Origin of the sequence: Bacillus sp. CHD6a (assembly GCF_001293645.1) — a bacterium.
GTDB lineage: Bacteria > Bacillota > Bacilli > Bacillales > Bacillaceae_I > Sutcliffiella_A.
Genome location: NZ_LBMD01000006.1, coordinates 22,576 through 36,705, shown reverse-complemented (window position 1 = coordinate 36,705; position 14,130 = coordinate 22,576). Strand labels below are relative to the sequence as shown.

At 40.4% G+C, this 14,130-nt stretch carries 14 protein-coding genes; 3 read left to right on the top strand and 11 right to left on the bottom strand.

All coding sequences use genetic code 11. The annotated features are described in order from the left end of the window. Positions 1 to 60: 60 nt before the first annotated feature. On the bottom strand, positions 61 to 1,131 hold the full coding sequence (locus AAV98_RS06335; RefSeq protein ID WP_060664725.1) for a M42 family metallopeptidase: 1,071 nt from the start codon (positions 1,129 to 1,131) through the stop codon (positions 61 to 63). A 245-nt stretch (positions 1,132 to 1,376) separates the two neighbouring features. Here AAV98_RS06335 and AAV98_RS06330 point away from each other — a divergent pair, with 245 nt between their 5' ends. Beyond that, complete coding sequence (locus AAV98_RS06330; protein WP_060664724.1) at positions 1,377 to 1,688, top strand: PepSY domain-containing protein; 312 nt, start codon at positions 1,377 to 1,379, stop codon at positions 1,686 to 1,688. A 37-nt stretch (positions 1,689 to 1,725) separates the two neighbouring features. Here AAV98_RS06330 and AAV98_RS06325 read toward each other — a convergent pair whose 3' ends face one another. Together AAV98_RS06325 and trmB are read right to left on the bottom strand one after the other, a co-directional pair. After that, positions 1,726 to 2,574: a YtnP family quorum-quenching lactonase gene (locus tag AAV98_RS06325; protein ID WP_060664723.1), complete on the bottom strand. Its 849-nt coding sequence runs from the start codon at positions 2,572 to 2,574 to the stop codon at positions 1,726 to 1,728. Between the two features lie 440 nt (positions 2,575 to 3,014). Further along, positions 3,015 to 3,656, bottom strand: a complete 642-nt coding sequence (gene trmB, locus AAV98_RS06320; protein ID WP_060664722.1) for a tRNA (guanosine(46)-N7)-methyltransferase TrmB — start codon at positions 3,654 to 3,656, stop codon at positions 3,015 to 3,017. Between the two features lie 144 nt (positions 3,657 to 3,800). On the opposite strand from trmB, the gene AAV98_RS06315 reads away from it, so the two are divergent. Continuing rightward, positions 3,801 to 4,079 carry a YtzH-like family protein gene (locus AAV98_RS06315; protein WP_060664721.1) on the top strand — a complete coding sequence of 93 codons (279 nt, stop codon included), beginning with the start codon at positions 3,801 to 3,803 and terminating at the stop codon, positions 4,077 to 4,079. On the opposite strand, the gene AAV98_RS06310 is transcribed toward AAV98_RS06315, so the two are convergent. From AAV98_RS06310 to thpR, 6 genes are all read right to left on the bottom strand, one after another. Beyond that, the gene (locus tag AAV98_RS06310; RefSeq protein WP_187442009.1) at positions 4,074 to 4,874 is read right to left on the bottom strand and encodes a phosphotransferase family protein; all 801 of its coding nucleotides are present in this window, start codon (positions 4,872 to 4,874) and stop codon (positions 4,074 to 4,076) included. The two genes, AAV98_RS06315 and AAV98_RS06310, sit on opposite strands and share 6 nt — an antisense overlap. Positions 4,875 to 5,043: 169 nt before the next feature. Beyond that, on the bottom strand, positions 5,044 to 7,194 hold the full coding sequence (gene pulA / locus AAV98_RS06305; RefSeq protein WP_060664719.1) for a type I pullulanase: 2,151 nt from the start codon (positions 7,192 to 7,194) through the stop codon (positions 5,044 to 5,046). A 105-nt stretch (positions 7,195 to 7,299) separates the two neighbouring features. Further along, a complete protein-coding gene (locus AAV98_RS06300) occupies positions 7,300 to 8,244 on the bottom strand; it encodes a hypothetical protein (RefSeq protein ID WP_060664718.1) in 945 nt (314 codons plus the stop codon). 16 nt (positions 8,245 to 8,260) lie between these two features. Continuing rightward, positions 8,261 to 8,950: an LrgB family protein gene (locus tag AAV98_RS06295; protein WP_231687705.1), complete on the bottom strand. Its 690-nt coding sequence runs from the start codon at positions 8,948 to 8,950 to the stop codon at positions 8,261 to 8,263. Continuing rightward, positions 8,940 to 9,326 carry a CidA/LrgA family protein gene (locus AAV98_RS06290; RefSeq protein WP_197284237.1) on the bottom strand — a complete coding sequence of 129 codons (387 nt, stop codon included), beginning with the start codon at positions 9,324 to 9,326 and terminating at the stop codon, positions 8,940 to 8,942. The genes AAV98_RS06295 and AAV98_RS06290 overlap by 11 nt, the downstream gene beginning before the upstream one ends. Positions 9,327 to 9,350: 24 nt before the next feature. Then, entirely contained in the window at positions 9,351 to 9,908 is a 558-nt protein-coding gene (thpR, locus tag AAV98_RS06285; RefSeq protein WP_060664715.1) for an RNA 2',3'-cyclic phosphodiesterase, read from the bottom strand. Positions 9,909 to 10,038: 130 nt separating this feature from the next. Here thpR and cysK point away from each other — a divergent pair, with 130 nt between their 5' ends. After that, a complete protein-coding gene (cysK, locus tag AAV98_RS06280; protein WP_197284236.1) occupies positions 10,039 to 11,028 on the top strand; it encodes a cysteine synthase A in 990 nt (329 codons plus the stop codon). A 397-nt stretch (positions 11,029 to 11,425) separates the two neighbouring features. Here cysK and AAV98_RS06275 read toward each other — a convergent pair whose 3' ends face one another. Continuing rightward, entirely contained in the window at positions 11,426 to 12,589 is a 1,164-nt protein-coding gene (locus AAV98_RS06275; protein ID WP_231687704.1) for an MFS transporter, read from the bottom strand. A gap of 122 nt (positions 12,590 to 12,711) precedes the next feature. Next, entirely contained in the window at positions 12,712 to 14,127 is a 1,416-nt protein-coding gene (gene pepV / locus AAV98_RS06270; RefSeq protein ID WP_060664712.1) for a dipeptidase PepV, read from the bottom strand. Positions 14,128 to 14,130: the final 3 nt, after the last annotated feature.

The following is a 14,130-nucleotide window of genomic DNA, read 5'->3' as shown; positions in this document are numbered from 1 at the left end:
TCACCTTCCCATTAAAAGAAAAACGATGGGGATTCCCCATCGCTTCCCAACTTTATATTATTATCTGCTTCTAATGGATTCTACTGTGGAATGATTCGCCGACTTTACAAGTTTGACAATGAGCTCTCTTGCCGCTGCATAATCATCCACATGAACCATGGAAGCATGTGTGTGGATATAACGTGAACAAATTCCCACTACCGCTGAAGGAACTCCCTCATTGGATGTGTGGACACGCCCGGCATCAGTTCCACCTTGCGAAATGAAATACTGATAAGGAATGCTGTTAGATTCAGCCGTATCTAGTACAAAATCTCTCATACCTGTGTGCGTTACCATAGAACGATCATAAATACGCAATAATGCACCTTTGCCTAAGTGGCCAAATTCCTTCTTATCTCCAGTCATATCGTTTGCAGGTGAAGCGTCAAGCGCAAAGAAAATATCAGGCTTGATCATGTTTGCAGCTGTCTGTGCTCCACGTAAACCGACTTCTTCCTGAACCGTAGCTCCTGAATAAAGGATATTTGGTAATGTTTCACCTTGAAGATCTTTCAATAATTCCACGGCAAGTCCGCAGCCATAACGATTATCCCAGGCTTTAGCCAGAATCTTCTTTTCATTAGCCATGGGTGTAAATGGACAGATAGGAACAATCTGTTGACCTTGTTTAATGCCGATGTTAATTGCGTCCTCTTTATTGTCTGCTCCAATATCAATTAGCATATTTTTTATGTCCATTGGCTTGGCACGTTTCGCTTCATCCAAAAGATGTGGAGGAATCGATCCAATAACACCAATAACTGGACCATTGTCTGTCATTACTTGCACACGTTGAGCAAGCAAGACCTGACTCCACCAGCCGCCAAGCGTTTGGAATCTTAACATTCCGTTTTCTGTTATGGAAGTAACCATAAAGCCGACTTCATCCATGTGGCCAGCGACCATTACTGTTGGGCCAGTTTCGTCGCCTTTCTTCACTCCGAATATACCACCAAGTCGATCTTGTACTACTTCATCTGAGTACTTTTCCAATTCACTTCGCATAAAGCGGCGAACATCATGTTCAAAACCAGGTGCCCCTTGCAGCTCTGTTAATGTTTTAAATAAAGTTAATGTCTCCTGATTCAACTAAGTCAGCTCCTTTTTTCAAAACCTATATGTAGAATAACTCTCTATACTTCGTTAGATTATCGAAATATTTTAACTATATTGTATCGAACTTTCTCTATTGTTTCCAGCTTTAGCATGACATTTATTTGTTTTACAAGTTATACTATTAGTAAGATAGGCAGAATCAATTCAACTCATCAGTTACTCCCATTTGAAAAGGCTTACTTAGAAAACGAGTATGATTTATGGAAGGATGATACGAAATGAAATGGAAAGCACTTCTAATCGGTGCTGGGATTGGTGCAGCAGCCGCATATCTTTTTACTGAAGCATCAAAGCAGCAAGCCATAAAACCTGAAAAAGCGTTAAAAATTGCCAAGGAAGCCTTTAAAAAGCGAGGCCCTGTTGATGGCTCCTGGATACAAATGGTCCCTGAAACGATTATTCGAAATGATATGTCCTACTCCATCTACAGAGGCGGAATTTCACGTAGAATAGAGGATGTCTTGGAGCAATATGAATTTATTGTCGACAAGAATACAGGAGTCATATTGGATGTTAATCAATTAAAATAAAACCATGCCTGGCAGATAAAAACTGCCAGGCATGGTTTTATCTTTTCCGTTCTATTTTTTCTTGAATCTCATAAGATTCATTCCATTTTACTCCCCGGTAAAATGCGTCATGATAAAAAGTAAACCATGCGTTCCGTCTTATTCCCTCTTTGATCCATTTCTCTTTTGCTTCAATTGATGTCATCGGATAATCATCATAGGCAAGAACCCATAAAGAAGGAGAATGAGCATGGGTAGGCATCAAATCTGCCATATGAATAAGACTTTCCTCCCCTTGTGTCATTTCAATTATGGCGTGTCCATCACTATGTCCACCAGTATGTATCATCTTTATGCCATTAATGATGGTTGTTTCATCTTGGAATGTAGTTACCTGTTCTCCAATTCCTTGCCAATTCATCTCCCAATACGTATTTTTTGAACGTATATTAGGGTTCCTCATTTCATTCCATTCAACCTCTGATGCATATATAGTCGCATTAGGAAAAACAGATATGTACTTATTTTTCTCCGCATCCCATTTGGTCAGTCCGCAGACGTGGTCAAAATGAAGATGAGTCATGATGATGATGTCTATGTCTTCTGGTGTCAACCCAAGTTTTTGTAAATCTTCCTCTACAGACGACTCCTCCGTTGCACCATAGTTCCGTCTTTGTTTATCGGAGAGCTTTCCTTTCCCTAGACCTGCCTCAATTAGAATATTGCGTTCCCCTGTTTGAATAAGGATAGGATCCGTTCTAAGCTCTATTTGGTTTTTGTCATTTACAGGATATTTTTTTGACCACAAGGCCTTCGGGACTACTCCGAACATTGCACCACCATCAAGATGCGTTACTCCACCGTTCAACCAAGTCAGCTTCCAATTACCAAATGTTAGCGTTTCCATATCAGCCATCTCCCTCTTTGTACATATTGTATGTGTGCCTTTATTGTATCAAAAAAAGTGAACTTTTCGCGAATTTTCTGGCAGATCTATTTCAAGAAAATCAAGTTTAAGATAAGCTTTATCCACGTTATGAAGACCATTCCGGAACCAAATCTAAGCTGACATTGTCTTCATCTACTCTATGAAGACAATTCTATATCAATGTCCTGCCTGAGATTGTCTTCATCCACTTTATGAAGACAATCCCGTCCCGAAAATCAATCCGAGATTGTCTTCATTAATCTTCTTCCTTGTTTAATGAGACTGTTGAGTTCCTAAAGCTATACAGATTGGTTTTCAGGGTAACACAGGCCTTCACAGGAGATGGTTCTTATCAAGAAATCTAAACCGCTTAACAACAAAAAAGCGCCTTCCATTAATGGAAAAGGACGCTTCAACATTTATTCTGGATATTTTACCTCACAACGATAGATAGGGAATCCCTTGCTAGAAAACTTCTCTTCATATTCCGTCATGATGTTGCCTTCAAACTCACTATTATGAAGGTCTAGACTTACATATTTCAATAATAGCCCATATTCAGAAAAGCTCATCAATGAATACTCAAAAAGTCCACGGTTATCAGTTTTAAAGTGAATCTCACCTTGTGGCACCAACACTTCTTTATACAAATCCAAAAATTCTTTATAGGTTAACCTTCTCTTTTCGTGTCGGGTTTTTGGCCATGGATCAGAGAAGTTCAAATAAACTCTGTCGATTTCACCGGCCTCAAAGTATTCAGATAGCTTTTGCGCATGGACATTTAACAGTTTGACGTTTGGGATATTAGCTGCTACTGCTTTTTCCAATGCTTTTACAATTACACTTTCAAATAATTCTATACCAATATAATTTATGTTCGGATTAGCTTTTGCCATTTCTGTAACAAATGTTCCTTTTCCCGTTCCCACTTCAATGTGGATAGGGTTGTTATTTCCGAAAATTTCACTCCATTTCCCTCTGTTGCTTTCAGGATTTGGAATGCAGTAATAGGAATTTTCGGCAATAAAATCTGCTGCCCATGGTTTGTTTCTAAATCTCATGTCGTTTGGTCACCTCGGTGTTTTTATTCGTTTAAAGTCGATGACAGAAAAAAACCGATCGCGATGGACCGATTCTTTTGTCGTGTATAAGAATGATAAATAAACAAAGGCTAGTACATATATAAAATAAAGGAGTGCTGACACATGCCGTTAAATTATCATGATCAAATACATCTTCTAAAGGATATTTTGGCGGATCATCAAATTGATTGCTGCGGTTCTGTAGCTGAATATGAGCAGTTGGAGCGCGTGATCAAATCATTAATGGTCAATAATGAAATTGATCATAATGTAAAGAATATCTTGCAAGATATCTATACCTATAGCCAAGCTGGCATCAATTCAAGCAATGACCATGATCACAATCAAATGCATCAGTCAAAATTCACCAACTGGATCGACAGCATCGATCAATACTCATAGTTCAACCGGTAAAAGTCTTTCCAAATAGTTCAACCAGTTCTGTTTTTCTTTTTCAATATCTTTATGGTGATACCATTGTACGGATAATATAGTTTGAGCTATCACATACCAGTGCATACGGTGGCGCAAATCGTCAGTCAGTGGTATCCCATAAGTGGAAAGCCAGTCATTCCACTCCTGTTCCGGAATATACCAATATAATAACATGCATAAGTCGATGGCTGGATCCGCAATAACAGCCCCATCCCAATCAATTAAGAAGAGCTCTTGGTTATCGGAAAGCAACCAATTATTATGGTTAAGATCACAATGGCAAACTACCTTATCTCTGAATTGAACATTTTTAATTTCCTTTGTAAGAAAATCAAGTGATTTCTGAATCACGTCCAAAGAGAAGAGATCTAAAGCCATCCCATTCTTAATATCTTCCAGTATAGTGGATGGCTCTACAGGTTCTTTTCCCAATCGAGTAAGCATATCCAGCAACTCTTTGGAGTGGTGAATCTTGTGAAGAAGCTGAGCCACTGTTTCCATATTCATGTCGTTTGGTTTAAGTTCTCTTGCACTTATCCAGTGCTGAGCCGTAATGACATCTCCATTTTCCAGGCGTTTCGTCCAGACTAATTTCGGGACAATCCCCTCTGCTGAAAGAACAGCCAAAAATGGCGATGAATTCCTTTTGAGAAAGAGCTTTTTCCCTTCATTTTGAGCGAAGTACGCATCTCCCGTCAAACCACCCGCAGGACTGATTTTCCACTCATCACCTAATAAATGTTCCAACCATTTCACCTTCAATTTCAACACAACTTTTCATTATTAAATATTAGAAAAGCGCAAGCGCTAGATAAGAATTTTCATATTAACAACTTTTTTAAGCAAAAAAACAGCTATTGAACAATTTCGCAATAGCTATCTTTTAAATTTTATCGTTATTTCCCAATTAAATCAAGCCCTTGTGTAACAATTAATATTGTGCCAATACTACCGTGCTGATAGGTGGCACTTGTACTTCATTATTTGTCTTGCGGATTGGTGCATCGCCTGCTGTACTGCCTTCTACAAGAACTTCCCACTCTCCTGAGAATGGAAGAGTAACGTTCTCCGTATTCGTCCCGTTATGGAAAATAATGAGTAAATGGTTGTACTTTCCATACTGTTTCACTTCACTGAGGTGATACATGAGCATATTTCCTTTATCGAGAGGAAAGCGCACATGTCTTTTTATTTCCGTAACTGTCGATAACCTTAAAGCTTTATGTGCTTTTCGAAGCAAAATTAGCCCCTTCATATAAGCCACATTCTCAGAGTAACGGTGTTTCCTTTCCCAATCCAAGCTATTGATAGTATCTGGAGATTTATAGCTGTTCTCTTCTCCGCCTTTTGTCCGGAAAAACTCTTGCCCTGCATGTAAAAATGGGATGCCTTGAGATAAGAGTGTGACCGAAGCGGCAAGGCGATGACGCTTTAGTCTTGTTTCTTCATCTTCATGACTATTGCAGACGGCTATTTTATCCCACATTGTATGATTATCATGGGATTCAATATAATTGATTGATTGCGCAGGCTCAAGGAAAAGCCCTTTATGGTTTGGATCAATTTGTACACTACCTGCCAGGGATTGTTTCAACAGAGCAGTTTTGTGGGTATTTCCAAGCGCAAATCCCCTGTCAAACAAGTTGAACGTACTACCTTTTACCGAATCGCGAACCATGTCATTAAAGAATGCGATTCCCGGCATCTTCTTGGCATTGAGAATCATTGCTTTACGATCAGCTGCTAACGGAGTGTTCAGTTCCCATCCTTCTCCAAGAATGATGGCACCTGGTTTGATGACAGATACCGCCTCTTTTACTTCATTAATTGTCTGGACATCTAAGATTCCCATTAAATCAAATCGGAAACCATCCACATCATATTCCTGCAACCAGTATCGAATGGAATCCAGTATAAATTTACGGACCATTTTCCGTTCAGATGCTATGTCATTCCCTACTCCCGTTCCGTTTGATGGCATGCCATGCTCATCGTGTCGAAAGTAATAACCAGGCACTATTTTTTCAAAAGAGGAGTCCTCGCGGATATACACGTGATTATATACAACATCCATAATTATTCTTAAGTCTTTATGGTGTAACGTATTTATTAGATTTTTCAGTTCCAATATTCTAGAGTAAGGGTCATATGGATCTAGCGCATAGCTTCCTTCCGGTACATTAAAGAGGAGAGGGTTATACCCCCAGTTGTAGTCCTTACCAGGTTCTGCTTCGTCCACTCCGCCAAAGTCATTTAATGGTAATAATTCAATATGAGTTATTCCAAGACTTTGGAGATAAGGAACTCCTGTAATTCCAATGTCGGACATCTCTAAAGGATCTTCTGTAAAAGCCGCATACTTCCCCTTATGAACCATGCCGCTTTTTGCATGGGAGGAAAAGTCTCGAACGTGCAGCTCGTAAATAATGGCATCTGTTGCATCGTTAAAAGGAAGCATTGCCACTTTTGGAACGTTTACTCTTTCTTTATCAATAATTACAGCAGACTCACTATTTATACTAGATGCAATCGCATACGGATCGACCGCTTCCCTCCATACAAGATTCACGCATACTAAATATGTGTAATGAAAACCTTCTAAATCTCCTTGTACCGTAATTCGCCATATTCCCTTTTCTTCACGAATGAGGCTATAGAAAATGTTTTCCTTACTTTTTGGCGCGACAAGTTTAATTTTTACTGCAGATGCCGTCGGCGCCCAAAGGGTAAAGGTGGTTTCTCCTTTTTGATATTGCGCCCCAAGGTCATCCTTTTCATAATAGAATGCTTCATCAAATGCTTGTGAGCGAATAACTGCCCCAATTTGTAAATCTGTTTTCCTACCATGTTCATCTATAATCATATATCTAGAACCGATGGAGATTGGCGTATTTGTTTTACATATATATTTAAGCGAGCTCTGTAACGTTTTTCTATCTATTATTTCAAGGGAATAAATAGAATTTTCATGTGATAGGGTAAAGGAAGCTGATTCTCCATTAAAACTTCCGTTAGGCAAAAGAATAGTGATCTGATCCATTTCATCTAAATAGGCTTCGAATTCTCTTTTGATGAAAATCATGCATTTCCCTCCCTGTCTCCTAAAGTGCGATTCTTCTAGAACGGACCATTTTCTATATTATTCAAGCATAGTCACGACCTTGACATATATTCATACAATTCTTCATTATTGCCATTCTGGTCTATCTATATAAGTGGACTGGCAATGAGAAAGCAAAGCTCCAGCCGCCTTTAGCTGACTATGTTTTAAGGGAAGCTTGTTAGCCCGCATCTTCTCAAACCATTTAGTATATGATCGTTTATCTACAACTTGTACATCTGCTGGTCCATCCGTTATGTCAATATACCCTTTTGGATGCAACAACAGCTTGGTAACTGGCAAGCTCACATCATAAATCTGAAGGATATTTTTTATGATGGACCCCATCCTGTTGAGGCCTATTGTTGGGTTTACTATTTTTCTTTCCTTTTCTCTTTCCCGAATCGACCAAAAGCGATCATTGTTTCCTAAAATCACGCTCTCTTCTTGCTCCTCCATGTAATACAGGGCCATAATTTCGTTAGGGGTAATAATAATAACTTCAAGTTCCACAGGTGCATGCTTAACTAAGAAAATTGGTTTATACATCACAAAAAATGTATCTGGAAACCTCTGCAAAAAATATTTCAGTAACCATTCACGTTTATAATTCTTCTGCAGATAAGACATTTCTCTGATGGTCGAACTTGCCCATTTTAGCTGGAGAGGGAGGATGGAATCAAGAAATTGCTGTTTTCTCTCCTCAGGCGACTTACTGCCTGTGACTCGAGGAAGTTCCCACTCTTCCTCCTGTTCGTCATTAACATTTAGGTTGTTAACAGTGAACAGCTCCTGTTCTTGTTGCTTTTTCCTGAAGGACTTCATAAGGCTGATTAATCTGCCATCTTTTGAGGATGTTATCTCCTCCGTTTGAGCAATAGGAGAAGAACTCTTGATATCAACCGGGTTTTTTAACATCTCTTGATAGGTCTTCCATTGTTGTTTTTTTAACCTGATAAATTGGTTTGGATAGCGATATATATCGGCTTCATAACGGGTAATATAATCTTGTAATTTTATTAATTGTGCCAATGGTGGTCACTCTTTTCTATAATAAATAATGAACGGCTACAGGTAATATTATGGCGTATAGTAATGCAGAAAGTGTCATGCTGATGGAACTGAATGCCGCTTCCTCTTCCCCATATTCCATTGCTTTTGCAGTCCCAATCCCGTGTGCAGCGCATCCAAGCCCCACTCCAACCCCTAAATAGTGGGTTATCCCGAGTAATCTCATTAAGACTGGCCCAAACAATGCACCAAAGATGCCACTTAGTATAACGAGCGCTGCTGCTAAGCTTGGTATCCCCCCTGTAAGGTCGGCAATTTCCATGGCGATAGGGGAAGTCACGGATTTAGGAAGGAACGACGCGGAGTATATAGAGGGAAGGTTAGCTACCTTTACATACAAAAATCCAGTAACTATGCCTACAACTATTCCTGATAATAACCCTGCAAGCAAAGGAATCCGATAACGTATAATTTTTGAACGTTGATGGTAGAGGGGATAAGCAAGGGCGACAACTGCCGGGCCGAGCAACTCCTGAATCCACCAACCCCCTAGCATATATGTATGATAAGATATATTAGTCAACAGCAAGCCAATAATGATTACTAGAGTCGTAGTGGCGACAGGGTTGAAAATCGGCAGACGAAATCGATTATACGTATGTCTCATTACCAAAAAAACTAGGTAGGTAGTAAGGATGAACAAGACGCTAATCCAACTATTCATCATCCATCACTCGTGTTGCGTCTGTCTTTTTATCGACAGAAACTGCCGTTTTTTGAGCAACCCATCCAGAACATACGAGGACGATAATGGTTCCTACTAAAAGAGCAATCAACATAACCATTCCTTCTGTTCCTGATAGAATGCTAAAGTAGTCCATAACTCCTACAGTGGCGGGAACAAAAAACAAAGGGAGATACAAAAGCAGTACATTCGCTCCGTTTTGTAGATATCTCTCCTTCGCTACACCTGTCAAAAGCAGAATTAGCAGAAAAACCATTCCTATAATACTACCTGGAACCGGGATGTCAAATGCACTTTGTAGTACCACACCAATTTTGTAAAACAAATATAATACAGCTATTTGAGTTAATAGTTTCATTCCCCTCATTTTCTAATCCTACTCCTATACCAAAGAAAAAATTTCCTTTTCTTCATATTTGGGCAATCTGTTTAGATGTGTTTCATATAAAATGATACTGTTTACATGAAACGTCTCTTTTTGCGAACTGTGGACTGGAAGGAGATCATGATTAATGGATCCTGGCCCCTTCCACTTCCTTGCAATGGTGATATGAGGATGAAACGGCCGTGAGTCGAGCTGGAGTCCAACCACCTCACAAGCATCATATACAGATTTTCTCAGCAGTTTAAGTTCCATTGACTTTTCAATGCCGTACCAAAAAATTCGTGGTGACTGAGGGTTCCCAAATGTGCCAAGATCATTTAAAGTGAGCGGAAAATGTTGATGATTTGAGGCAATTACGGAAAGAAGGGTTATTAACTTTTCTTTTTGGCCTTCTTCCAAATCACCTAAAAATGCTAGCGTGATATGAAGGTCTTCCGGATGCACCCATCTTGTAAATGGAAAATGGTATTTTAATTCTTTCATATATAAATGAAACGCTTCCTTTAACGGTTGTGGAAGAGGTACAGCAACAAAATAATGAGTTTGAGTCGTCATATTCTCACCCTTCTTATTTTACCAGATATCTTTTATAGTCTTGCATATTATCTTAGCACCAAACAGACGATATAGTTAGTCTAATCTTAATCCCATTATAAGCCATGTGCTTAGTCTGTATTTATAATTTATGATACAATACGGATTATTGAGTCATGATAGAGAAAGGTTGTGCGTAGTAGTGAAGGTTGTTTCAAATATGGCTGATTTAATTGGAGATACTCCACTTGTTAAATTGAACCGCATAGTGCCTGAAGGAGCGGCGACGGTTTATTTAAAATTAGAATTTCAAAACCCTAGCGGCAGTGTCAAAGATAGAGCTGCGTTTAATATGATCATCCAGGCAGAAAAGGATGGCCACATCATACCTGGTGCAACCATCATTGAACCAACTAGCGGAAATACCGGGATTGGTTTGGCGATGAATGCAGCAGCAAGGGGATATAAAGCGATATTGATTATGCCGGATACGATGTCTAAAGAACGGATTAACCTTTTGAAAGCATATGGTGCAGAAGTAGTATTAACACCAGGCGATGAAAAAATGCCAGGTGCTATTAAAAAGGCCCAGGAGCTTGTTAAAGAAATACCTAACAGCTTTATGCCAATGCAGTTTGAAAACCATGCCAACTCCGATGCACATAGAAAGTCTACGGCACTCGAGATTATTGATGGCATGGAACAAATCGGCAAGCCACTATCCGCTTTCGTAGCAACTGCCGGTACTGGCGGCACCATCACTGGGACAGGAGAAGAGTTGAAAAAGCATTATGAAGGGTTGACTGTCCATGTCGTGGAGCCTGCAGGATCACCTGTTCTTTCCGGCGGGAAGCCCGGCAAACATAAGCTTGTGGGAACTAGTCCAGGATTCATTCCAGATATTTTAAACCAGGAAGTATATGATGAGATTTTTAAAATTGAAGATCGGGATGCATATGAAATCACTCGAAAGCTTGCTCGTCATGAAGGGATATTGGTTGGACCGTCTTCAGGTGCTGCTTGTTATTCAGCAATTGAGGTGGCAAAAAGGTTGACTCCTGATGATGTGGTAGTTTGTATCGCATGCGATACGGGAGAAAGGTATTTGTCTACCGACCTTTTTGATTTTGAGAATGAATAACCGAAAAGACCCTTTGCTGAAGTAGCTAAGGGTCTTTGTCATTTTAACCGTTCCTTTGCGCTGCAGGGCGGTGCTGGAGCCTTCTAGGTTTTGCCAAAACCACTGAAAAAGTCTTTGAATTTATATATTGTTTTAGACACCGCTGTGGATTTCCGCAAATGGCTTCGCTTTCCTAAGGGCGCTGCTGGAGCCTCCTCGGCTTCGCCTGTGGGGTCTCCACCTAGCGCTATCTCCCTAAGGAGTCTTCGCCTTTTGCTCCAATCCACAGCTCAAAATTACTAAGTACTATATCATATCAGTTTTTCAGTGGCTTCGCTTTGCCTATGGGGACTCAAGTCTGCTGCTATTTCCCGCGGAGTCGAGTGCCTTCCGCTCCAATCCACTCATTTTTATGAACTTATGAAGCTTTTGCGAGTTGTTTTTTATCGGCTTGGTTAATCATCAGGATGAAGACTAATCCGCACATTGTTAAAAGGCCGAAGAACAAATACACATGTGCAACGGAATAGTATTCTGCAATAAAGCCGCCAAAGAATGTACAGAACCAACTGCCTAACCCATTACCGATGGCAGTGTATAGAGAAACCGCCGTTGCACGAGCAGAGGTTGGGGCGATATCCCGTACAAACTGCAACGCTGCAGGTATGAAAAGTCCAACAGAAAAACCTTGGGCAATCGTAGTTGCATACACCACATACAGCGGTGGCTCAAAAAAATAAAGCACCCAACGAATCATCGCAATAGATGCAGCACTTATCATGATTGTATGAAGGCCAAAGCGTGCAATCCACTTGCCTGCAACTCTCATAAAAGGGGCCTCACTACCCGCAGCAAGCAAGAAGGCAATTCCTACTCCCGTAACGGTGCCTCCAATATCAGTAATAAACAACCCAAAATAAAAGTTGTTGGCAAATACAGGACCGAATACAAGAAACGTTGTCACAAGGAACATCACAAATTTAGGCAACTTCATAAGCGTTCCGATGCCATCCCGGACATTGACACTGATTGTTTGACTTTCTTTCGGTAAGAAACTCGATACGAAAGTGCCAAGCAATAAAGCTATCGCAAAGGTAAAGAATATCACTTTTAAGGAGAAGAAATCAGAAAGCCACCCTGCAAAAAGAACTGCCACAGCAAAACCTATCGCCCCCCACAACCTGATGGAACCATAATTGCCTTTTGTCCTTTGAACATAATTAAGGGTGATGCTGTCTGAAATGGGAACAAGGGCGCTTTGCGTAACAGCCAGCAGAAACGCCACAGCGAGCAAGGCTCCATAGCTCTCCATAAATGAAAAGGCAATACCTGTTACTGCTGTAAAAAAAAGCGTCCAGAGCAGGATTTGTTTCGGTTTTTGGGTATAGTCGCTAAAGACTCCCCACAATGGCTGTACAAATATCATCACGACAGGACTAATTGACATGATCATCCCAATCTGAGATCCACTCAACCCCACATCTTCTTTCAAATATACGGTCAGCAATGGGAATAGAGCCCCAAAGCTGAAAAATGTTAAAAAGTAAAAACTATAAAAATAGCGAGTTGTTTTGTCTGTCATTGAGGCAGTACTCATCATATATCCTTCTTTCTTCTCGTCAAATAAAGGAAAAAGTAAAAGGCTACTGCCCCATAGGGAAGTAACCTTTACATTCTACCACAATTATATTTAGGATAAATATGTTATTTTGCTAATTCATAGATAGCTTGTGCATAGATGGCAGTCGCCTTGATGAGATCTTCAATGAAAATATGCTCATCTTTTTGATGCGCCACGTCTTCCCTGCCAGGGAAAAGCGGACCAAAGGCCACGCCTGCTTCAAGCGATCTTGCATAGGTTCCACCACCAATGGACAATAATTCTGCTTTCTCTCCAGTCTGTTCTTCATAAACCTTTTGAAGAGTCTGGATAAGCTCATGATCCTGAGGCACATGGTGTGCAGGGGAAACATTAAATTTATTCAACTCAAAGCCACACGAGGCTGCCTCTTTACGCAACTGTTCTTCTACATTCTTTGTATCGCAAGTTACAGGAAAACGAATGTTAACCCCTAAAGTGCCGACAGATGCTTCGCGGTCATATCGGAAAACACCTGTGTTGATGGTTAGGTCGTCGGTAATCTCGTCGTGGAAATTGATGGTAAGATTCTTACCACGAGAATCAAAAGCAAGCTTTTCGCTTATGAAGCTGACATAAGATGCGCCACTTGCATCTAATCCTACAGAATGAAGAAAGGACGCCAAATGGTAACCTGCATTCGTACCATTATCAGGCTCCATTGCATGAGCAGACACTCCTTTGATGTTAAGGAACAAAGAATTGCCTTCTTTCGAATAGCCACCCTCGATACCTTTTTCTGAAATGTATGCATTAAAGGCGTGAGTGATTTCATCCATCTCTTCTGTCACTTCAAGTGAGGCTTTCGCATGATCTGGCACCATATTCAATCGGCGACCTGACTCAAACGTTAACAAGGTGACAGTGGAAGATGGCGTCTCATTTTTGAAACTGAGCCCTAACTGAATATCCCCTATTCCTTTTTCCGCATAGATGATTGGGAAGTCCGCGTCAGGAGCAAATCCCATTGTAGGCATTTCTTCCTGTTTGAAATAGTGCTCTACACACTGCCAGTTGCTTTCCTCGTCTGTACCAATTATGATGCGCACACGTTTAGTTAGTGGGAGGTCTAGTTCTTTTACTATTTTCAATGCATAATAAGCCGCCATTGTCGGGCCTTTGTCATCCATTGCACCGCGTGCGAAAATTTTTCCGTCACGGATGGTGGCACTAAATGGTTCATCTGTCCAGCCGTCTCCCTCTGGTACTACATCCACATGACATAGGATTCCTACAAGCTCTTCTCCTTGGCCGTGTTCGATATGACCGGCATAATGGTCAACATTTTTTGAAAGAAAGCCATCCGCTTCCCCTTTATGTAATAAATATTGAAGCGCCTCTTCTATTCCTTTGCCAAAAGGGGTCTCAGGGCTCGCTTCTTCTTCATTCAGCACACTGTTAATTTGTAAGAATTCCTGTGTATCTTTTATTAAGGAATCTTTTCTTTTCTCTACTTCTTCCAACCAATTAATATTTCCCATTTA